At 35.2% G+C, this 21,007-nt stretch carries 17 protein-coding genes; 12 read left to right on the top strand and 5 right to left on the bottom strand.

The features are described from left to right. Window positions 1-2,586: a phosphoenolpyruvate carboxylase gene (locus PSU83_RS01650; RefSeq protein ID WP_300585988.1), complete on the top strand. Its 2,586-nt coding sequence runs from the start codon at window positions 1-3 to the stop codon at window positions 2,584-2,586. A gap of 5 nt (window positions 2,587-2,591) precedes the next feature. Here PSU83_RS01650 and PSU83_RS01645 read toward each other — a convergent pair whose 3' ends face one another. Continuing rightward, entirely contained in the window at window positions 2,592-3,398 is an 807-nt protein-coding gene (locus tag PSU83_RS01645) for a hypothetical protein (RefSeq protein ID WP_300585985.1), read from the bottom strand. A 76-nt stretch (window positions 3,399-3,474) separates the two neighbouring features. Between PSU83_RS01645 and PSU83_RS01640 the strand changes: the two genes are divergently transcribed. Further along, on the top strand, window positions 3,475-3,993 hold the full coding sequence (locus PSU83_RS01640) for a DinB family protein (RefSeq protein ID WP_300585984.1): 519 nt from the start codon (window positions 3,475-3,477) through the stop codon (window positions 3,991-3,993). A 109-nt stretch (window positions 3,994-4,102) separates the two neighbouring features. On the opposite strand, the gene PSU83_RS01635 is transcribed toward PSU83_RS01640, so the two are convergent. From PSU83_RS01635 to aroB, 4 genes are all read right to left on the bottom strand, one after another. Next, window positions 4,103-4,519, bottom strand: coding sequence for a DNA primase (locus PSU83_RS01635; protein ID WP_300585983.1), 417 nt, complete (start codon window positions 4,517-4,519; stop codon window positions 4,103-4,105). A 10-nt stretch (window positions 4,520-4,529) separates the two neighbouring features. Then, window positions 4,530-5,504 carry a deoxyhypusine synthase family protein gene (locus PSU83_RS01630; RefSeq protein WP_300585981.1) on the bottom strand — a complete coding sequence of 325 codons (975 nt, stop codon included), beginning with the start codon at window positions 5,502-5,504 and terminating at the stop codon, window positions 4,530-4,532. Between the two features lie 134 nt (window positions 5,505-5,638). Beyond that, the gene (locus PSU83_RS01625; protein ID WP_300585978.1) at window positions 5,639-7,042 is read right to left on the bottom strand and encodes an arginine decarboxylase; all 1,404 of its coding nucleotides are present in this window, start codon (window positions 7,040-7,042) and stop codon (window positions 5,639-5,641) included. Between the two features lie 293 nt (window positions 7,043-7,335). After that, window positions 7,336-8,403, bottom strand: a complete 1,068-nt coding sequence (gene aroB, locus PSU83_RS01620; protein ID WP_300585975.1) for a 3-dehydroquinate synthase — start codon at window positions 8,401-8,403, stop codon at window positions 7,336-7,338. Window positions 8,404-8,538: 135 nt separating this feature from the next. On the opposite strand from aroB, the gene PSU83_RS01615 reads away from it, so the two are divergent. From PSU83_RS01615 to PSU83_RS01570, 10 genes are all read left to right on the top strand, one after another. Then, complete coding sequence (locus PSU83_RS01615; protein ID WP_300585972.1) at window positions 8,539-8,829, top strand: TIGR03643 family protein; 291 nt, start codon at window positions 8,539-8,541, stop codon at window positions 8,827-8,829. A gap of 24 nt (window positions 8,830-8,853) precedes the next feature. Then, on the top strand, window positions 8,854-9,273 hold the full coding sequence (locus PSU83_RS01610) for a DUF2452 domain-containing protein (RefSeq protein ID WP_300585970.1): 420 nt from the start codon (window positions 8,854-8,856) through the stop codon (window positions 9,271-9,273). Window positions 9,274-9,286: 13 nt separating this feature from the next. Then, window positions 9,287-9,931: a flavin reductase gene (locus PSU83_RS01605; protein WP_300585967.1), complete on the top strand. Its 645-nt coding sequence runs from the start codon at window positions 9,287-9,289 to the stop codon at window positions 9,929-9,931. Beyond that, the gene (locus tag PSU83_RS01600; RefSeq protein ID WP_300585966.1) at window positions 9,928-11,433 is read left to right on the top strand and encodes a deoxyribodipyrimidine photo-lyase; all 1,506 of its coding nucleotides are present in this window, start codon (window positions 9,928-9,930) and stop codon (window positions 11,431-11,433) included. Before PSU83_RS01605 ends, PSU83_RS01600 begins: the two co-directional genes overlap by 4 nt. After that, window positions 11,430-12,143: a DUF2071 domain-containing protein gene (locus PSU83_RS01595; protein ID WP_300585963.1), complete on the top strand. Its 714-nt coding sequence runs from the start codon at window positions 11,430-11,432 to the stop codon at window positions 12,141-12,143. The genes PSU83_RS01600 and PSU83_RS01595 overlap by 4 nt, the downstream gene beginning before the upstream one ends. Before the next feature lie 4 nt (window positions 12,144-12,147). After that, window positions 12,148-12,285 carry a DUF2256 domain-containing protein gene (locus PSU83_RS01590; RefSeq protein WP_300585960.1) on the top strand — a complete coding sequence of 46 codons (138 nt, stop codon included), beginning with the start codon at window positions 12,148-12,150 and terminating at the stop codon, window positions 12,283-12,285. Window positions 12,286-12,361: 76 nt separating this feature from the next. Next, window positions 12,362-13,897 (top strand): cryptochrome/photolyase family protein, encoded by a 1,536-nt coding sequence (locus PSU83_RS01585; RefSeq protein ID WP_300585958.1) that lies wholly within the window; start codon window positions 12,362-12,364, stop codon window positions 13,895-13,897. Then, window positions 13,894-15,192, top strand: a complete 1,299-nt coding sequence (locus tag PSU83_RS01580; RefSeq protein WP_300585956.1) for a DASH family cryptochrome — start codon at window positions 13,894-13,896, stop codon at window positions 15,190-15,192. The genes PSU83_RS01585 and PSU83_RS01580 overlap by 4 nt, the downstream gene beginning before the upstream one ends. A gap of 327 nt (window positions 15,193-15,519) precedes the next feature. After that, window positions 15,520-16,689, top strand: a complete 1,170-nt coding sequence (locus tag PSU83_RS01575; RefSeq protein ID WP_300585954.1) for a proline dehydrogenase family protein — start codon at window positions 15,520-15,522, stop codon at window positions 16,687-16,689. Between the two features lie 141 nt (window positions 16,690-16,830). After that, window positions 16,831-21,007, top strand: a 4,177-nt coding sequence (locus PSU83_RS01570) for a lamin tail domain-containing protein (protein ID WP_300585951.1), incomplete at its 3' end; no start/stop codon positions are given.

The raw sequence follows: 21,007 nt of genomic DNA, 5'->3' as shown, positions 1-21,007 counted from the left end.
ATGTACACTTTACCAAAAATCGAGCGTTTCAATCAAAATGTTTTATCAAAATACCATATTTACAATAGTGTTTTTCTAACACTTCCGTTTGATGCTATAGATAATACCGGCGTTTTATTGCCTTTGTTCAGCGAAGTTTGTGATGCTGGTTTCAAAAATAATTGGTCACCAAAACAAATTGTCGATTTCTTTGCAGCTAAATATTTGGACAACCCTTCAGAAGAGCATAAAATTGATTTAATGTTTCGATTTATTCAATATGTGGAACGTCAGATTGTGCTTTTTGATGCCATTGAAGATGCGGCTTTTCCGGTAGTGAATAATCTTGAAGGAACAGGATCACTAAGGGATATCAAAGATAAAGCTGACGCAGAAGGCAAACGTGAAGAAGTAATTGAATTTCTGGATAATTTTAATGTTAGAACGGTATTAACAGCGCATCCAACGCAGTTTTATCCCGGTTCGGTATTGGGAATCATAACCGATTTAACGGAAGCTATTCGAATAAACGATTTGCTGAAAATAAAGCGATTACTGGCCCAACTTGGAAAAACACCCTTTTTCAAAAAAGAAAAACCAACGCCTTTTGATGAAGCTGTGAGTTTGATTTGGTATCTCGAAAATGTATTTTACCAAACCATCGGCGACATGATGCAGTATTTACTGAAGAATATTTTTGATGGAAATATCATTGAGAATCCGATTATCAATCTTGGTTTTTGGCCGGGCGGTGATAGAGATGGAAATCCGTTCGTAACACCCCAAATTACTGAAATGGTTTCTAGTAGATTGCGTACCTCCATTTTAAAATGTTACTATTTTGACGTCAGAGCATTACGCCGAAAATTAACGTTTAATGAAGTGGATGCTATGATCTTTACTTTGGAAAATAAATTATACCGCTCTGTTTTTTATTCACAAGGCGAAATTTTCATTACTGTTGACGAATTAAAAAACGAATTATTGATTATCAAGCAAATCATCATCGACGAACATAATTCCCTGTATTTAGACGATGTTAACCTTCTTTTACAGAAAGTAAATCAGTTTGGATTTCATTTTGCATCGCTTGATATCCGTCAAAATAGTAAAATTCACAATCAGGTTTTTGGGGATATAATTATGGTATTAAAACGCGAAACGGCTTCGTTTTTTCCTGAAGATTTTGATACTTTTTCCGAAATACAGAAGATGGATGCCATTTCTAAACTGACGTTTGATTTAAGCAGACATACTTTTGAAAATGAAATAACGCGTTTCACATTGGATACCATAAAACTGATGCGCGAAATTCAGAAGAATAATGGTGAAGAAGGAAGTAACCGTTATATTATAAGCAACAATGAAAGCGCCTTAAATGTGATTGAGACTTTTGCAATGTTCCGATTGATGAATTGGGAACATCCGACAGTAGATATTGTTCCGCTATTTGAATCGGTGGACGATTTGCACAAAGCGCATGAAATTATGGAACAACTATATCAAAATGAAGTCTACAGAAATCATATTGCACAACGAAAAGAAAAGCAAACGGTAATGCTAGGCTTTTCGGATGGAACAAAAGATGGCGGCTATTTAATGGCAAATTGGTCTATTTTTAAAGCTAAAGAAATGATTACGGAAGTTTCTCGAAAATTCGGAATTAAAGTTATTTTCTTTGACGGTCGTGGCGGTCCTCCTGCACGTGGTGGTGGAAAGACGCATAAGTTTTATGCCTCATTAGGTTCAACTATCGAAAATCAAGCGATTCAAATTACGGTTCAAGGTCAAACGATTAGTTCTAATTTTGGAACTGTGGATTCCTGCCGATATAACTTAGAGAATTTGTTAAGTGCTGGCGTTACAAATCAGGTTTTTAATAAGCATGAAAATAATCTTTCGGATGCTGATCATGCAATTATTGATGAGCTAGCAAACATCAGTTACCAAAAATACCTGGATTTCAAATCGCATCCGAAATTCATTCCGTATTTGGAGCAAATAAGTCCATTAAAATACAATTCGAAAACAAATATTGGAAGTCGACCATCCAAAAGAAATACGGATGATAAATTGAATTTCTCTGATTTGCGTGCGATTCCGTTTGTGAGTGCTTGGTCTCAATTAAAGCAGAATGTTCCTGGATTTTTTGGTGTGGGCGCCGCTTTAAAACAGTATGAAGATACTAATCAGTGGGATAAAGTACAAGATCTTTATACGAATTCGTTATTCTTTAGAACCTTATTAGAAAATAGTATGATGTCAATGGCCAAGAGTTTTTTTCCACTAACGGCGTATTTGAAAGAGGATAAAGAGTTTGGTGCATTCTGGCAACTTATTTTTGATGAATTTCTGGAAACCAAACGCTTGTTACTTAAAATTGCTGGACACAAAGAACTCATGGAAAATTATCCCGACGGAAAAGCTTCAATTGTGATACGGGAACAAATCGTGATGCCTTTATTGGCCATTCAGCAATATGCTTCGTCACAAATCAACGAAATGAAAAAACAAAAAGACTTCGATGAAAAGTTAGTCAGCGTTTACGAAAAACTGGTAACGCGATCTCTTTTTGGAAATACTAATGCAAGTCGGAATTCGGCTTAATACGGTTACTTTATATTCGATATCATTTTCTCAAAATAAACTCCGTTAAATTTATATTTTATTTTTTTAGAGGTTACAATTCCATCTTCAGTAAGCAATGCTAAAAGGATAATTTTATTTTTTTTATCATAATCTAGCGACATATACTCAAACTTATTAATTTCTGATGTGTCATTCCGATTGGCTTCACTAGAAAAATCAATATCATATCCAACAGTATTTTTCATTCCAGAAGTAGTTTTGATTAGGGAAGCATTCCTATTCAATTTTTTGTTTTCAATACTAAAAACTTTCGCTTCATAATAGTAAACAGCGCTGCTTCCAACCATTACACTAGATGTAATATAATAGTTTTTATTTTTGCTAGTTACTTGATTTAGATCATAAAAGCTACAACTATTATCTTGAAAATCTGTAGTGTATATTTCAGAGTAAACCTTTCCATTGGTCTTGAACTGAAGTATGTTTCGGTAAAAATGCATGGTGCCACCTTCAAATGTATCCCATGAATAAATCCTGAAATTGCCATCACTTGAAGTCAGTATATTAATATAATTTTCTTGTAATGTCTTAAATTTAATTTGTATACTTTCCTGATTTTTAGCAGTAACTCGCAATAGAGATTTTTCAAAAGCAGTATTATAATAACTCATTGAATCCGAAGCGATATCTTGAAACTTTTTTTCATTTTCTTCCATCCAATAATTTCGTTTTTCTATCAAATGATTCAACTTTTGTTCATAAACCTTCACAGTTTGTCCGAAAGTTGAAAGTTGAAATAAAAGGAATAAAATAAAAATCAGCTTTTTCATTAGAATAAAATCTTTTAGCTAAAGTACATTTAATATCGTGAAAAAATCCAACCTTTGTGAGACTAAAATTGAAATTATGAAACCATCACATCTAAACCCGAACGAATACGCCCCTTATTACGGAACCTATATTGCTCAGGTTTCCGAAGAATATACTATGATAGAAGAACTCGAAATATCCTTACATCGATTGATTAAATTTGTTCAAAATATTCCAATGGATAAGTTTGATTACCGTTATGCTGAAGGAAAATGGACGATCAAAGAACTTCTGCAGCATCTAATTGACACTGAAAGAATATTTGCCTATCGCGCTTTGCGTTTTGCTCGAAATGATAAAACCGAATTGCCAGGTTTTGATGAAAATCAATATGTAGAAGCTACAAATGCTACCAAAAGAAGTATTCAAGATTTGCTAACTGAATTGGCCGTAGTGAGGCAAGCGACACTTTCATTATTCAAATCATTTTCTGAAGAAGAATTACTTCGTAGCGGTATTGCATCAAATAATCCAATGTCGGTGCGTGCTTTGGGTATTGTCACCATTGGACACCAAAATCACCATCAACGTATTTTTGAAGAACGCTATTTGTAAGTACTATTTAAGGTATTTGAATTACGATTTACAGAGTGGAATACAGTACAAAAAAAATCCCAAACTCTTTTAGAATTTGGGATTCGTAATTTATAATTCGTAACTAAAATTATTCTTCGTCTTCGTCTTCTTCAAAATTTTCAGAAGGTTCAAAATCATCTTCATCTTCATCTTCACCATCATCGGAACCGCCTTTGTCTTTCAATAAATCTTCTTCCTCATCTTCATCTTCATCAGAACGCGCATCATCATCATCATCTAAACCTTTGATTGGATTAATAGGTTCAATTACAGAGTCGATATCTTCTTCTTCATCAAATTTTTCCATTCTACTGGCTAATTTGGTACTAACTTTTACCAAGTAAATAGTGTCATCTGTTTTTACTTCAACAGCTTCTATTAACTCGTTTTGAGCATTTCTAAAACGAATGATGTCTGAGTCATCATAGCCTTCAGGGAAACGCTCTACTAATAAATTTAGTATGTTTCCAGTTAGTTTAGCATAATCAACGATAATTCTTCTCATAAAAAAACTTTTATAAATCTAAGATGTAAGCAAAGATTAAAGGTACAACAATTGTTGCATCCGATTCTACAATAAATTTGGGTGTATGGATATCAAGTTTTCCCCAAGTGATTTTCTCGTTGGGAACAGCTCCGGAATAAGAACCGTAACTTGTTGTTGAATCTGAAATTTGGCAAAAATAACTCCAGAACGGAACGTCGTGCATTTCCATATCTTGGTACAACATCGGTACCACACAAATTGGAAAATCACCTGCAATTCCGCCACCAACTTGGAAGAATCCTAATCCTTTACCAGTCGAGTTTTTTGGATACCAATCCGCTAACCACATCATGTATTCAATTCCACTTTTCATAGTTGTAGCATTGAATTCGCCTTTGATGCAGTAGGAAGCAAAAATATTCCCCATCGTACTGTCTTCCCATCCCGGAACAACAATTGGTAAGTTTTTCTCAGCTGCCGCAACCATCCAGGAATCTTTTGGATCAATTTCGTAATACTGCTCCAAAACGCCTGAATTAATCATTTGGTACATAAATTCATGCGGAAAATAACGTTCTCCTTTCGAGTTCGCATTATTCCAAATATCATATAAATGCGATTGTAATCTGCGGAAAGCTTCTTCTTCAGGAATACACGTATCGGTAACTCTATTGTAATGGTTTTCTAATAAATCCCATTCTTCTTGTGGCGATAAATCTCTGTAATTTGGCACTCTTTTGTATGAATTGTGTGCCACCAAATTCATGATGTCTTCTTCAAGATTCGCTCCCGTACACGAAATAATATGTACTTTATCTTGACGGATCATTTCGGCTAATGATTTTCCTAATTCAGCCGTACTCATAGCACCGGCAAGGGAAATTAGCATCTTACCATTGTCTAGTAAGTGTTCTTCATATCCTTTGGCTGCATCCACAAGAGCTGCCGCATTGAAGTGAAGGTAGTGTTTTTCTATAAACTGACTTATTGGTCCTTTGCTCATTATATTCGTTTCAAGTTTATGTTTTGAACATTTCAAAGAAAATCTATTTTTTTTAAAACGACAAACTATTTTTTTTAATATTTTCCAGAATTTTAATTTCTAAATGCTGCCCTCTGATTTCTAAATTCTTATGACTATTTCTTCTCGTATCCTAATATTTTCAATACATCATCGGAAGTTTGTTGCTCTGAAAAAATCTCAGTAGCTAAAATTCCGTTTTCATCTCTGTCTATTAAGATGTGTTTCGGTTGTGGAATCAAACAGTGGTGTAATCCGCCGTACCCACCAATTGTTTCTTGGTAAGCGCCCGTATTAAAGAAACCTATATATAACGGTTTTTCTTTGTTGTATTTTGGTAAATAGATCGCGTTCATATTCTGCTCAGAATTGTAATAATCATCGCTATCGCAAGTCATTCCGCCTAATAAAACACGTTCATAGGTATCATTCCAGCGATTAATTGCCAATAAAATAAAACGTTTATTTATAGCCCAAGTATCGGGTAAAGTGGTAATGAATGAACTGTCAATCATATTCCAAGCTTCTCTATCATTTTGTTGTTTTTGGTACAAAATCTGATAAATTGCACCGCCTGATTCTCCAACGGTAAACGAACCAAATTCGGTAAAAATATTCGGAACATCCACCTCAGCTTCTTCACAAGCAATCTTGATTTGGTTTATGATTTCGTCAATCATATATTGGTAATCAAATTCAAATGCCAAAGAATTTTTGATTGGAAATCCGCCACCAATATTCAAACTGTCTAGTGTGGAACATTCTTTTTTTAGTGCAACATAAACTTTAATACATTTCACCAATTCGTTCCAATAATAGGAAGTATCATTAATTCCGGTGTTGATAAAAAAGTGAAGCATTTTCAACTCTAACTTATCATTTTCCTGAATTTGCTTTTTGTAAAAGGCCACAATATTTTTATATCCAATTCCTAATCGAGAAGTATAAAATTCAAACTTTGGTTCTTCTTCAGCGGCAATTCGAATTCCAATTTTGAATTTTCCTTTAATTTGCTCTTGTAACAAATCCAATTCCTCATAATTATCAATGATTGGAATGGTATTTTTATGTCCGTTATTAATCAAACGAGCAATGTTTTCGATGTATTGGTCGCGTTTGAATCCATTACAAATGATAAAAGTACTTTTATTGATTTTACCGTTTTCCAACAAATTCTCGACAATGTTGATATCAAAAGCCGAAGACGTTTCGATATGAATATTATTTTTGAAAGCCTCATTCATTATGTATTGAAAATGAGAACTTTTGGTGCAATAACAATAGTAATACTTCGCATCGTATTTGTTTTTTTCCATAGCATTTCGGAACCAGTTTTTGGCTTTTTTGATGTTGCTGGAAATTTGAGGCAAATACGTAAACTTTAATGGAGTGCCATATTGTTCCACCAATTTCATCAAATCGATATTGTGAAACTGCAACTGACTTTCTTTGTTTAAAGTAAATTCTTCTTGTGGAAAATAATAGGTTTGATTTATTAAATCGAAATATTTAGTGTTCATTTAAGAGATGGAATTATAGATTAACTTTTTTTATAGAAAACAAAAGAATCTATAATTCAAACCCTAATATTTGCATAAATAATAGGAAGTTTTTCCTGTGATAGAACGGAAATGTGCGAACACAAAGCCATAAAGTCGCTTTTTCCCCTAAAAATAAGATTAGAAATAACTAAGAAATTATGATTTGATTCCTGACTGTAATTACTGTAAACAGAAGTGTTGGCACTTTTTTTCATCAGGGCAAATGTAAAAAATAAAATAGTCGAAATGCAAGTATATGGGTGAAAAATATATTAACTTTTATAATCAGCAAACGATTTTATAATTAATTCATTTTCAACCTCTTGATTAATTTTTATATTTCCGATTCCGTCGAGCAGCGCAAATTGAATTTTTCCATACTCATTTTTCTTATCGTGAATGAGTAAATCCAGAATCGGATTCAGATCGTCTTCTTCAAAAACTATAGTTTCAAAAACGGCAGTTATCGTATTTTTTATCTCGATATATTCCGCAGCCGTAATCAACTTTTTCTGCCATGAAATATAACTTTCTAAAATCATTCCAACCGCAATAGCTTCGCCGTGTAACAAGGTTTTTTTGTTTTCGTTTTCCAAAAAATAACTTTCAATCGCATGGCCTAAAGTGTGGCCAAAATTCAACGATTTTCGAATGCCATTTTCGGTTGGGTCTTGCAGTACAATTTCATTTTTAATTTCAATCGACCGGTATATTAAAGTATCAAAGTCAGCAAAATCGATAGCATTTAATTCTCTAAATTGTGTCCAATAATCCACATCAAATATTAATCCGTGTTTTAGCATTTCAGCCAATCCAGAACGCATTTCGTTTTGAGGCAAAGTCGATAGATATTCGGTATCAACCAAAACTAATTTTGGAACATTAATCACACCAATTTGGTTTTTTAAACTGCCCAAATCAACGCCGTTTTTGCCGCCAACGGAGGCATCAACCATAGCTAAAAGCGATGTTGGAATATGAATAAAATCAATACCTCTTTTAAAAGTCGAAGCTACAAATCCGCCAATATCCGTAATAACGCCACCGCCGACATTAATAACTAAACTTTTTCTATCGGCACCGAAATCTGTTAATATAGACCAAATTTCAACGCAGCTAGTGATGTTCTTTTCGCTTTCTCCAGGCTCTATTTCTATAATTTCAAGTTTTTTGTCCGTTGCTAGAAAAGGCAAGAAACGAGTCAAACAAAATTCATTTGTATTGGTATCCGATAAAATAAAAATAGAAGAATAGTTATTTTCTTTTATGAAAGTATTCAGAAATTCATATCCGTTTTCACCGAAAACAATAGGATAACCGTTAGCTTGTATTGATTGCATTTTTTATTTGTAAAATATTCAACAAAATACGGGCTTTTTTTCTAAATATCGAATACTATAATTAACACAGTTTTTGCTTTTAATAATAAATAATGCGTACTTTTGTTTAACTTAATCACAAAAAGAATAAACAAAATGCCTGTAAGCGTTATATTAGAATTAGATGACATCGCCATAGATCGCATTATTGAAATGGCTTGGGAAGACCGAACTCCTTTTGATGCCATTCAATTTCAGTTTGGATTGGCTGAAGCCGATGTGAAAGTTTTGATGAAAAAAGAACTCAAATTTAGCAGTTACAAACTTTGGAGAAAGCGAGTAGAGAATTGTAAAACGAAGCACACCGCAAAACGAGCAGAGGGAATCGACCGATTTAAATGCACTATGCAGCGCGCTATTTCTAATAATAAGATTTCTAAACGATAAAAAATAATATCTATTTTACTAAGAATGAATAAAGAAAGACCAGATAATATAGTATACTCTGATGAACAAGGATATAACGCAAGTTTATTGCCTTACGCAACGCGCGTTGGTGCTCCAGCAATTAAAATGGATGATGTTGTTTCATGGAAAAGCAGAGGCATCAGTACGGTAAATAAACAGTTTGAAAATAAGTTCAACGAGCTTAAGTTACAATACGAAAATTTAATGGCGGAATACGAATGGAACGAGTTAGTATATGGTGCTCGATTTTCATTTGAACCAGTTATTGGTGAAATTTATCATTTGTATCTAGGTGATGATGGTGTAAATTTTCTCTCGTTAATCGGACCGCAAGAATGGAATAAAGAACACATAGGCACTTTTAAACTCAACAGCGAAAGAAAGTGGGTGGTCTTAAGTTCTAAAGACAGTTTTTTTTCTTAAACCAAAACAAAATATGCAAAAATATTTTTCGTCCGATGATATCAAGGCACTGGAAAAGCAAATGCGGGTACATTTTATCAATAGTATCGGCGGATTTAAAAGCGTTTCGTTAGTTGGAACTAATGACAAACAAGGAAAAACGAACGTCGCTATTTTTAGTTCTTTAGTACATATTGGAGCAAATCCTGCCTTGGTCGCCCATATTTTCAGACCAAGTCCGCCCGAGCGCGACACGCTGAGTAACCTGCTAGAAACCGGTTTTTATACCGTGAATCACATCAATGAAATTATTTATAAAAAAGCACATCAGACTTCCGCACGTTATGACAAAGAAATTTCTGAGTTTGACGTTACCGGTTTAACCCCAATTTACAAAAATAATTTTAAAGCTCCGTTTGTCAGTGAGAGTTCGGTGCAACTCGGAATCGAATTCAGGGAAAAAATAGATATTAAAATCAACAATACTATAATGGTTATCGGCGAAATTGTACAAGTACATTTTCCTGAAGATTGTCTGAGTAGTGATGGTTTTTTAGACTTGGAAAGAGCTAATACTATCACCTGCTCTGGATTAGATAGTTACCATAAAACCGTTCAATTGGATCGATTAAGCTATGCAAAACCCGATAAAGAAATTACATCTCTGACGCAAAATTGAGTAAAAAACCGATAAATATTGTTTGGTTCAAGCGTGATTTGCGTTTTACAGATCACGAGCCGCTTTATTTGGCGCAACACGAAAATCTTCCTGTTTTATTGGTTTACTTTTTCGAACCTTCGGTGATGAGTTATGACGATTCGGATAGTCGTCATTGGCGTTTTATTTACGAATCGTTGCAGGAAATGCAGGCTAAGTTAAGGCCTATTGCTGCTGAAATTTATTTTTTTCATAACGACGTACAAACGGTTTTTGACGAATTGGTTAAAATATACGACGTTAGAACTATTTTTTCGCATCAAGAAATTGGCAATAAAGTCACTTTTGATAGAGATAGTGCGATGCAATCTTTTTTTGATGACAAGAATATTCATTGGAAACAATCGCAAACGCACGGTGTAATTCGGAAACTAAAATCGAGGAAAGATTGGGATAAAAGATGGGAAAACTTCATGCGAGCTGATCCTAAAGTAATCGACTTAAATATTTTTAATATCGAAACTCTAACTGCTGATTTTTATACAAAATTAAAAGGTAAAGAACTTCCAATTGAAATTACAACTCGTAATACAAACTTTCAACAAGGTGGCGAATATTGGGCGTGGCGTTATCTGGACAGTTTTGTAAAAGAACGCCATGTCAATTACAGCAAACACATTTCAAAACCGAGTTTAAGCCGAAAAGGCTGTAGCCGATTGTCGCCCTATTTAACCTATGGAAACATTAGCATGCGCATGATTTATCACTATACCAATCAACATTATGAAGGTTCGCCTAATAAAAGAGCAATGCTGAATTTTGTTTCCAGATTGCATTGGCATTGCCATTTTATTCAAAAATTTGAAGATGAATGTCGAATGGAATTTGAAAACATCAATAAAGCCTATGATGCATTGGTAAAACCAAAAAATGAAATCTACATAAAAGCATGGCAAGAAGGCAAAACAGGCGTTCCCATTGTTGATGCTTGCATGCGCTGTTTGGTGCAAACGGGTTACATCAATTTCAGAATGCGCGCCATGGTGGTTTCATTTTTTACATTCAATTTATGGCAAGATTGGCGCGAATTGCATTTTCTGGCAAGACAATTTTTAGATTACGAACCCGGAATTCATTATCCGCAAATTCAGATGCAATCAGGAACAACCGGAATCAATACGATTAGAATTTATAATCCAATAAAAAACTCGGAAGACCATGATTCAGATGGCATTTTTATTAAAAAATGGTTGCCTGAATTAGCGGAAATTCCGGTGGAACTAATTCATGAACCATGGAAATTGAATGTGATCGAACAGCAGTTTTACAACTGTGAAATTGGTTTAGATTATCCGTTGCCGATTGTTAATATTGAAGAAACTCGAAAACATGCTAGCAACATAGTTTGGAGTTTCCGGAAGCAGGACGATGTTAAAGAAGAAGGACAACGCATTTTGAAAAAACATGTGAACAGTTCAAAAGCACTGATGAGAAGTAAACCACTAAAAAAGAAATCCAAATGAGTGTCTTTTTAAAAGCGAATTGGGAAAATATCGTCATGGCCAATTATGAAATAGCGCCAGCCATTTTGGAAAAATATCTTCCAAAAGGAATTGAATTGGATTTGTATAACGGAAAAGCGTACGTCAGTCTAGTTGGGTTTATGTTTAAAAACACTAAAATATTCAATGTGCCCATTTTCAAATTCGGAACCTTTGAAGAAATTAATTTGCGCTTTTATGTTTCGAGAAAAGTTGGAAATAAAATCAGACGAGGTGTTGTTTTTATCAATGAAACCGTACCTTACAAAGCGGTTGCTTGGCTAGCCAATGCATTGTATAAAGAACATTACACCACGATTCCGACACGACATCATTGGGATTACACCAATGAACATAAAGAAATAAAATACGAGTGGCGAGTAAATAAAAAATGGAATAGTATTGAATTAGTAGCCGAGAAAGAAAAAAAAGTGATGGTGAAAAATAGTTTTGAAAGTTTCATTTTCGAACATTACTACGGATACACAAAATACAATAAAACCACAACGCAAGAATATCAAATTGCACATCCAAGTTGGTTAATTAATGAAATTACAGACTATAAAATTGATTGCGATTTTGAAATGATGTACGGAAATGATTTTGCAGTTCTAGATCAAACACAACCAACTTCGATATTTTTAGCCGAAGGTTCAGCGATAGAAATTAACTGGAAACGACACAAAATTTAGACGAATGAAAGGTGTAAAAAAGCAAAACTTACCCACTAAAACGTGTATTGTTTGTAACAAACCGTTTGCTTGGCGCAAAAAGTGGGAGAAAGTTTGGGACGAAGTAAAATATTGTAGTGATAAATGTAGGAGTAAAAAGTGATTAGTGAAAAGTAATTAGTAATTAGCTTTTTTTAAACTTAATTTTCTTAATCTCTTAAAGGTTCAAAAATAAAAAAATGTCAAAAACGATACGATTAATTCTTGGCGATCAACTAAATGCGAATCATTCGTGGTTTAAAACTTTAGATGACGCTGTTGTTTATGTGATGATGGAAATTCGATCGGAAACCGATTATGCCACGCATCATATTCAGAAAGTGGTTGGTTTCTTTTCGGCAATGCAGGCTTTTGCTGATGAACTAAAAGCTAAAAAGCATCAAGTAATTTACCTTCATTTGAATGATGAAGACAACCTGCAGTCGTTTGAAAAAAATATTCAAAACCTAATTTCAAAACACGATTTCAAACATTTTGAATACCAATTACCTGATGAATATCGTGTTGATTTGGATTTAAAACAGCTGTGTCAATCTATTTCGATCAGCAGTTCCGTAGTGGATAGTGAACATTTTTTTACCTCTCGAACTGAATTAGGTGATTTTTTTGAAGGAAAAAAAACCTTTTTGTTAGAAAGCTTTTATAGGATGCTTCGAAAAAAGCACCATGTTTTGATGGATGGTTCAAATCCGTTAACCGGAAAATGGAATTACGATAGTGAAAACCGAAAAAAATTACCCAAAAATCATAAAGCAACTTCACCTTTAGTTTTCAATACTGATGTTTCTGAAATTTTAAATGAAATAACGAAAACGGATATCAAAACCATTGGAACTATTGATGCTTCGAATTTTGTTTGGCCAATCAACAGAAAACAATCTTTGGAATTATTAGACTTTTTTCTAGCGGAATGTCTGCATTTATTTGGCAGTTATCAAGATGCGATGGCACCTAACGAATGGTCGTTATATCATGCTCGAATATCTTTTTCGATGAATGTAAAAATGATTTCGCCACAAGAAGTTATCGATAAAGCAATCCAAGAATGGGAAAAACGACCCACTGAAATTGAATACAACCAACTTGAAGGTTTTGTGCGACAAATTATAGGTTGGCGCGAATACATGAGAGGTATTTATTGGCTCAAAATGCCAGAATATGCCAACATGAATTTCTTCAACAATCAGGAAAAATTACCTGATTGGTTTTGGACCGGAAAAACAAAAATGAATTGTTTGAAAGACGCTATTGGGCAATCCTTAAATTATGCATACGCGCATCACATTCAGCGCTTAATGATTACGGGGAATTTTGCACTTTTAGCTGGAATCCATCCAGATGAAATTGACGCTTGGTATCTCGGGATCTATATTGATGCTATCGAATGGGTTGAAATCACCAATACACGTGGCATGAGTCAGTTTGCCGATGGCGGAATAGTAGGTACAAAACCCTATGTAAGTTCGGCATCGTATATTGATAAAATGAGTCATTATTGTGGCAGTTGTTTTTATAAAAAAGAGGTTAAAACAGGAGACAAAGCTTGTCCGTTTAATAGTTTGTACTGGAATTTTTATGATAGAAATGAGGATAAATTGGCTAAAAATCCGCGTATCGGGATGATGTATAATGTTTGGCGAAAAATGCAACCTGAAGCCAAAACGGCTCTATTGGAACAAGCGGATTACTATTTGAAAAATATAAATGAATTATGAAGACTGCACTAGTTTGGTTTAAAACCGATTTACGATTACACGACAATGAAACCTTGGTAAAAGCAATTGCGCAAAGCGACAGTATTGTCCCTTTTTATTGTTTTGAGGATTCCCATTTCACAACCACTGAATTTGGATTTAAAAAAACAGGAAGTTTCAGATTACAATTTTTGTTGGAATCGCTGTTAGATTTAGATGCTAATTTGAGAGCTATTGGTTCCGGATTAGTAATTGTTCACGGCAAACCCGAAATTGAAATTCCAAAACTTGTTGAACACTATAAAGCATCTAAAGTTTTTGCAAAGCGAGAGGTCACCTACGAAGAACAACAAACGGAATTACTGGTGCAAAATGAGCTTTTTAAACTACGATGCGAACTACAAACCTTAAGTACAAGTACATTATATCATGCGGAAGATTTGCCGTTTTCGATTAAAGATATTCCAGATGTTTTTACCAATTTTAGAAAAAAAACAGAGAAAGATGCTGTGATTAGAATCGCATTTGAAGAACCAACTCAAATACATAGCCCCGAAATTGAACCCCTAAATTTACCTTCGTTTGAAGATTTAGATTTAGCGTTTACTCCAATGGATAAAAGAGCAGCCATCCATTTTAAAGGTGGAGAATCGGAAGGTATCAAACGCTTAAACCATTATTTTTTTGAATCCAAATGCATTTCAAAATATAAAGAAACTCGAAACGGATTAGTTGGTGCTGATTATTCGTCTAAATTTTCAGCTTGGCTGGGTCTAGGTTGTATTTCACCAAGATTTATATACCAAGAATTGAAAAAATATGAAACCCAATTCGGAGCCAATGATTCCACTTATTGGTTGGTTTTTGAATTATTATGGCGTGATTATTTTAGGTTCATGATGAAAAAATACAATGCTAAATTCTTTCAACAAGCCGGAATTCAAGACAAAGGAATTACGGTTAACAAGCACAATAAGCAACAACTGCAGGATTGGATTGATGGAAATACCGGTATTGATTTTGTTGATGCTAATATGATTGAATTAAAATTAACCGGATTTATGAGTAATCGCGGACGTCAAAATGTAGCAAGTTATTTATGCAACGATTTAAAGTTGGATTGGCGTTTTGGCGCGAGCTATTTTGAACAACAATTGATTGATTATGATGTGTGTAGCAATTGGGGTAATTGGGCTTATTTGGCAGGAGTAGGCAACGATCCAAGAGGAAACCGGTATTTTAATATTGAGAAGCAAGCTCAAGATTATGATAAAATTAAAATTTATCGGAATTTGTGGAGCCCTTATCAAAGTTGATACTAAAATAAACATTAGTTTTTTAAAGTTTGGGTACAATTATCATTAGTTTAATTAAAAATAAATTTTCACCTTAGTTTAATAAGACCCAAAAATCTCAGTCTGAGCTTGTCGAAGATCTTTTTCTAAGCACTCGGACAAGCTCAGTTTGACAAACTGCAAATAACGGACGTTACTATATACTTGTATACGACGGGTTAAAATTTGATTCATAATATGAAAGCTTTTTTCTATTTTCTAACCATACAAAATCAGTTATTGAAAACTAGTTTTTTAAAGACAATAATTCATAAAACTCATCTATATTTGTGACAATATTAGAAAAAAATGGAAAAAATTTTCAACAATACTCAAGTTGCTTTTGCACTTAAAACAGATACCGAATTAGACAGAGCGTATTTTCTGTTCAAAATGATTGACAACGAGCCATTAGTGCGCATCGGAACTGCTGTAACCAATTTTGCACTCAAAGCCCATTTACCTGTAGAAGGATTGATACGAGCGACGGTTTTTGACCATTTTTGTGGCGGAATAAGCGAGGAAGATTGCCTTTCTGTCGTCGATAAAATGTTTACTAAAGGAGTTTCATCGGTTTTAGATTATTCGGTCGAAGGAAAAGAAGAAGAGGCCCAGTTTGATGCCGCGTTGGAAATGACACTTAAAACGGTCGAATTTGCTAAAGAACGTCAAGCTATTCCGTTTGCAGTATTTAAGCCAACCGGTTTGGGACGTTTTCATTTGTATGAAAAAATTGGAGAAAAGCAGCCACTGACTCTTGAAGAACAGCGGGAGTGGAATAGAGTTGTTGCTCGTTTTGATTTGATTTGTAGAACAGCATACGAAAAAGATGTAGCGCTTTTAATTGACGGCGAGGAAAGCTGGATGCAGGATGCTGCAGATGAGTTGGTTACTGAAATGATGCGCAAATACAACAAGCAAAAGGCGATTGTTTTCAATACATTACAATTGTACCGTTGGGATCGATTGGATTATTTAAAGAAGTTACACGAGCAGGCAACAGCTGAAGGTTTTTTCATCGGTATGAAATTGGTTCGAGGTGCTTATATGGAAAAAGAGAACAAACGTGCCGAAGAGAAAGGGTATGCAACACCAATTTGCGCAAGCAAAGAAGCAACCGATGTTAATTATGATCTCACAATGGAATACATGATGGAAAATCTAGAATCGATGTCCATTTTTGTGGGAACGCATAACGAATTAAGTTCGTATAAAGTTATTGATCTGATGGCTTCAAAAGGAATTTTGAAAAATGATACTCGAATCTGGTTCGGACAATTGTACGGAATGAGCGATAATATAAGCTATAACCTTGCAGATCACGGCTACAATGTGGCCAAATATTTACCATTTGGTCCCGTTCGCGATGTGATGCCGTATTTAATACGAAGAGCAGAAGAAAATACATCAGTTGCTGGTCAAACCAGCAGAGAATTAAATTTATTAAAGACGGAAAGAGATAGGAGAAAACGTCAGTAATAGAGATAGATAGCCTTGATTCGTTGAGGCTTTTTTATGTTATTTAGTTCAAAATAGTATTGTTCATTTTGTTAAAATGAATATATTTGACCATGTTTTTGAACAGACCCCTTTAAACACTACTAAAAAGCTACTTTAAATATGAAGATGATTACTTTTTTAAATAAACTATTATTTGTTGTAATGACATTAGTTTCCTTTCAGGCAATTGCACAAAATTTGTTAGTCAATGGCGATTTTGAAAGTGGTGGTGCTGGTGTTGGATTTCAAACGAATTATTTTCTGCCGGTAGCGCCAGGGAATAGCGTTCCGAGAAATTATAATATCTTAAATGATTCATTTACAATGAATACAGTCAATTTTTCGCATGCGTTTGATTATCCTTCTGGAACAGGAAAAATGATGGTGGTTGATGGTTCAGGTAGCCCTAATGATAAGGTATGGGAATTACTGAATGGTGCAAGTATTGGAGTCGTTAGTGGCAGAACCTATGAATTTACCTATTATATCCGTTCGATTTCTGGTACAAATAATAATGCTAATTCGGCAATTATTGATGTAAAAACTAACGGAACATCAAGCATCCCCCAATTGATGTCAGGGCCCTCGATTTGTCCCGTTGGAAATCCATCGCCTTGGACCAAAGTTGTTTACAGATGGACAGCATCTACTAATAACGCTCAAATTTGGTTGGTAGATACGCAGACTTTTGGCGGAGGAACAGGAAATGATTTTGCGTTAGATAACCTTTCTCTTATCGATATAGCCAATTTATGTCCAAACCCGATTGCAAGCGTTACGCAACAACCAACTTGTCCGTTGCCAACAGGGACAATTGTGTTTACGAGTCCTTTGAATACAGCACCAATTCCGATTCCGTCCGATTTATTTATTTCTGAAGTTACCGATGAAAGTACGGGAGCTTTATCATATATCGAAATTTACAACGGAACCGGTGTAACGAAAAACTTAACCAATTATAAACTTAAAATATACAACAACGGAAATCCAGGACCATCGCTTAATTGTGACTTTCCATTGTTAGGAAGTTTAGCAAGCAATGATGTATTTGTTATATCTGTTGGTAATTTGGCCAATCAGGGAGGAGTAACGCCGGACATGGTGATGAATTTATGTCCAGGTTTTAATACCAATGATAATGTTCGTTTGACAACAAGTACAGACTTAGAAATTGATTTATGGGGAAGAACTGATGGGGTTAATTTTACGCCAAGTAATCAGGATGGATATACCTACAGAAGATTGCAAACAGCGCCACATCCAAGTTTGGTTTGGAATCCTGCCGATTGGACCGCGTTAGATCCTCAGGATTATACTGACATTGGAACTTATAGACTGAATAGTTATGAGTATAGTATAAATGGGGTAAACTTTCAAACGAGTCCAACATTTACAAGTGTTGCACCGGGTGTCTACAATAATGTAGTTATAAGAGACATCATAACGGGTTGTATTTCAAGTCCAATAGTACTAACAGTAAACACACCAACATCAGCTACACCGCCAAGTATTTTACCGGTAACCTATTGTCCAAATGCAACAGCCGTTCCTCTTACAGCCACTCCAAGTGCTGGCGGAACATTAAATTGGTACGGAACCAATGCAACAGGAGGTACAGCTTCTGCAACAGCACCAACGCCGCTAACTACTGGTGCTGCAGGTTCTGTGATACATTATTTTGTGAGCCAAACTATTGGAGGTTGTGAAAGTACAAGAGCTGATTTACCTGTTTACATAGGAAATGTTCCAACAGCAGCTCCATTTTTATTTTGTGATAATTCAAGTCCATTTACAACTGCTACATCTATAAATTTTGATTTTAATAATGTTGGAAATTTAACTGTTAATTATAGTTATTCAATAGATGGCGGACCTGCTGTCACTGGAACTTATAATCCATTTATTATCCCGTTTTCAAATTATACTGTATCAGGACTTTCACAGGGACAAGTTGTTACTTTAACGATAACTTGGAATGGAATTTGCACACCATCAATAACAAGAACATGTTCTGTTCCGTGTACTGTAACACCGCAATTGACTATTAGTAATCCAGCTGCCGTTTGCTCACCAAGTACAGTTGATATAACTTCAGCAGTTGTTACCGCTGGAAGTACGGGTGGTGGAACTTTAAGTTATTGGACTAATGCTGCCGCTACCATAGCTTTGGCTAATCCAAATGCAATTGCTACTAGCGGAACTTACTATATAAAAAGTAGCTTAGGTTCTTGTTTCGATATAAAACCGGTTATCGTTACTATTAATCCAAATCCAACACTAACCATTACGAATCCCGCAGCTGTTTGTGCACCAATTACAGTTGATATTACTTTACCAGCTGTAACGACAGGAAGTACTGGTGGCGGAACGTTGAGTTATTGGACAAATGCAACAGCAACTACCGCTTTAACAAGTCCAAATGCAGTTGGTGCAAGTGGAACTTATTATATCAAAAGTACATCAGGAACTTGTTATGATATTAAACCTGTTTTAGTTACTGTAAACCCTAGTCCTGTTTTACTAATTAATAGTCCAACCGCAGTTTGTACACCAAATACACAGGACATTACCTTACCGGCAATTACCGCAGGAAGTACAGGAGGCGGAACATTAACCTACTGGATAAATGCCGCAGCTACCGCAACACTGGCTAATCCCACAGCAATAGCAATAAGCGGAACGTATTACATTAAGAGTACATTAGGTACTTGTTCGGATATTGAGGGGGTTTTGGTAAACATTTCAACTACTCCAACTTTAGTCATTACGAATCCACCCGCTGTATGCTCATCAAACACAGTCAATCTTACTGCCAATAATGTGACCGCAGGAACTTCAGGTGGCTCATTCACTTATTGGATGAATGCAGCTGCAACAATACCATTGGCAAATCCAACGGCAGTTGGGATGAGCGGTACATATTATATAAAAGCTACCGTCGGAATATGTTCGGATATCAAACCAGTTATTGTTACTATAAATCCAAGTCCGGTTTTAACCATTACCAATTCAGTAGCTGTTTGTTCACCAAATACCGTTAATCTAACTTTACCGGCTGTCACTGCTGGAAGTACAGGTGGCGGAATTTTAACTTATTGGACTGATGCGGCTGCTACAATTGCACTAGCTAATCCAACTGCTGTTACAACTAGCGGGACCTATTATATTAAAAGTACTCTTGGAAGTTGTACAGATATTAATCCTGTATTAGTGTCAATAAATCCTTCTCCATCATTAACTATTTCAAATCCAGTTGCAGTTTGTGCACCCAATGCAGTTGATATAACTTTACCCGCTATTACAGCTGGAAGCACTGGAGGTGGAACTTTGAGTTATTGGACTAACGTTGCAGCAACTACAGCATTAGTAAATCCTTCAGCGGTTGCTACAAGTGGAACCTATTATATTAAAAGTACCGTTGGAAATTGTTTTGATATTAAACCAGTTATAGTAACTATAAATCCGACACCAGTACTAACAATTACCAATCCAGCAGCCGTTTGTTCCCCAAACACGGTTAGCCTTACTTCGCCAGCTGTTACAGCAGGAAGTACAGGAGGCGGCACATTAACTTATTGGACCAATGCTGGCGCTACAATCGCATTGGCTAATCCAAATGCAATTGCAGCTAGCGGAACGTATTATATAAAAAGTACAGTTGGTTCTTGTTCCGATATTCAAGCAGTAATCGTTACCATTACTAGTCCTAATTTAGTAATTACCAATCCTCCAGCAGTCTGTGCGCCAAGTACGGTTGATATTACTTCACCATCAATTACCGTTGGAAGTACTAGTATGGGAGTTTTAAGTTATTGGACGAATGCAGGTGCTACAATAGCGCTGGCTAATCCAACAGCAATTACAGTAAGCGGAACCTATTATGTCAAAAGTACTCTAGGCAATTGTACCGATATTGAACCTGTTTTAGTTAGTATTATTGCTAATTTTACTGTAAACACCCCACAGCCATTGCAAGCGTGTGACTCTAATAATGATGGATTTGAATCGTTTGATTTAACACAAACCATTAGTTTCATCACAGGAGGAAATCCAAATAGTACAGTTACGTTCCATGAAACCCAAGTTGATGCGAATATAGGCGGAACGTTTATTCCAACTCCTACTTCATACGAAAATATTTTGCCTGATTTACAGGTGATTTATATCAGAGTTACTTCAAGCACTTCAACCTGTTTTCAAATTGTCCAACTCCAGTTAAATGTGAATCCAACTCCAGTAGCCACAGTTCCAACCGACTACCTATTGTGTAATACTACTGCAGGTTCAAACACTGAGA

The organism is Flavobacterium sp. (genome assembly GCF_029945805.1).
GTDB lineage: Bacteria > Bacteroidota > Bacteroidia > Flavobacteriales > Flavobacteriaceae > Flavobacterium.
This window is presented reverse-complemented; position numbering and strand designations above follow the sequence as displayed.

What these genes read in the sequence shown, in the direction of transcription:
- PSU83_RS01640 (WP_300585984.1), top strand. Translation starts at nt 3,475, where the DNA reads ATGAAACCATCACATCTAAACCCGAACGAATACGCCCCTTATTACGGA.
- PSU83_RS01645 (WP_300585985.1), bottom strand. Translation starts at nt 3,398, where the DNA reads ATGAAAAAGCTGATTTTTATTTTATTCCTTTTATTTCAACTTTCAACT.
- PSU83_RS01650 (WP_300585988.1), top strand. Translation starts at nt 1, where the DNA reads ATGTACACTTTACCAAAAATCGAGCGTTTCAATCAAAATGTTTTATCA.
- PSU83_RS01625 (WP_300585978.1), bottom strand. Translation starts at nt 7,042, where the DNA reads ATGAACACTAAATATTTCGATTTAATAAATCAAACCTATTATTTTCCA.
- PSU83_RS01580 (WP_300585956.1), top strand. Translation starts at nt 13,894, where the DNA reads ATGAAGACTGCACTAGTTTGGTTTAAAACCGATTTACGATTACACGAC.
- PSU83_RS01595 (WP_300585963.1), top strand. Translation starts at nt 11,430, where the DNA reads ATGAGTGTCTTTTTAAAAGCGAATTGGGAAAATATCGTCATGGCCAAT.
- PSU83_RS01610 (WP_300585970.1), top strand. Translation starts at nt 8,854, where the DNA reads ATGAATAAAGAAAGACCAGATAATATAGTATACTCTGATGAACAAGGA.
- PSU83_RS01585 (WP_300585958.1), top strand. Translation starts at nt 12,362, where the DNA reads ATGTCAAAAACGATACGATTAATTCTTGGCGATCAACTAAATGCGAAT.
- PSU83_RS01635 (WP_300585983.1), bottom strand. Translation starts at nt 4,519, where the DNA reads ATGAGAAGAATTATCGTTGATTATGCTAAACTAACTGGAAACATACTA.
- PSU83_RS01615 (WP_300585972.1), top strand. Translation starts at nt 8,539, where the DNA reads ATGCCTGTAAGCGTTATATTAGAATTAGATGACATCGCCATAGATCGC.
- PSU83_RS01590 (WP_300585960.1), top strand. Translation starts at nt 12,148, where the DNA reads ATGAAAGGTGTAAAAAAGCAAAACTTACCCACTAAAACGTGTATTGTT.
- PSU83_RS01630 (WP_300585981.1), bottom strand. Translation starts at nt 5,504, where the DNA reads ATGAGCAAAGGACCAATAAGTCAGTTTATAGAAAAACACTACCTTCAC.
- PSU83_RS01575 (WP_300585954.1), top strand. Translation starts at nt 15,520, where the DNA reads ATGGAAAAAATTTTCAACAATACTCAAGTTGCTTTTGCACTTAAAACA.
- aroB (WP_300585975.1), bottom strand. Translation starts at nt 8,403, where the DNA reads ATGCAATCAATACAAGCTAACGGTTATCCTATTGTTTTCGGTGAAAAC.
- PSU83_RS01605 (WP_300585967.1), top strand. Translation starts at nt 9,287, where the DNA reads ATGCAAAAATATTTTTCGTCCGATGATATCAAGGCACTGGAAAAGCAA.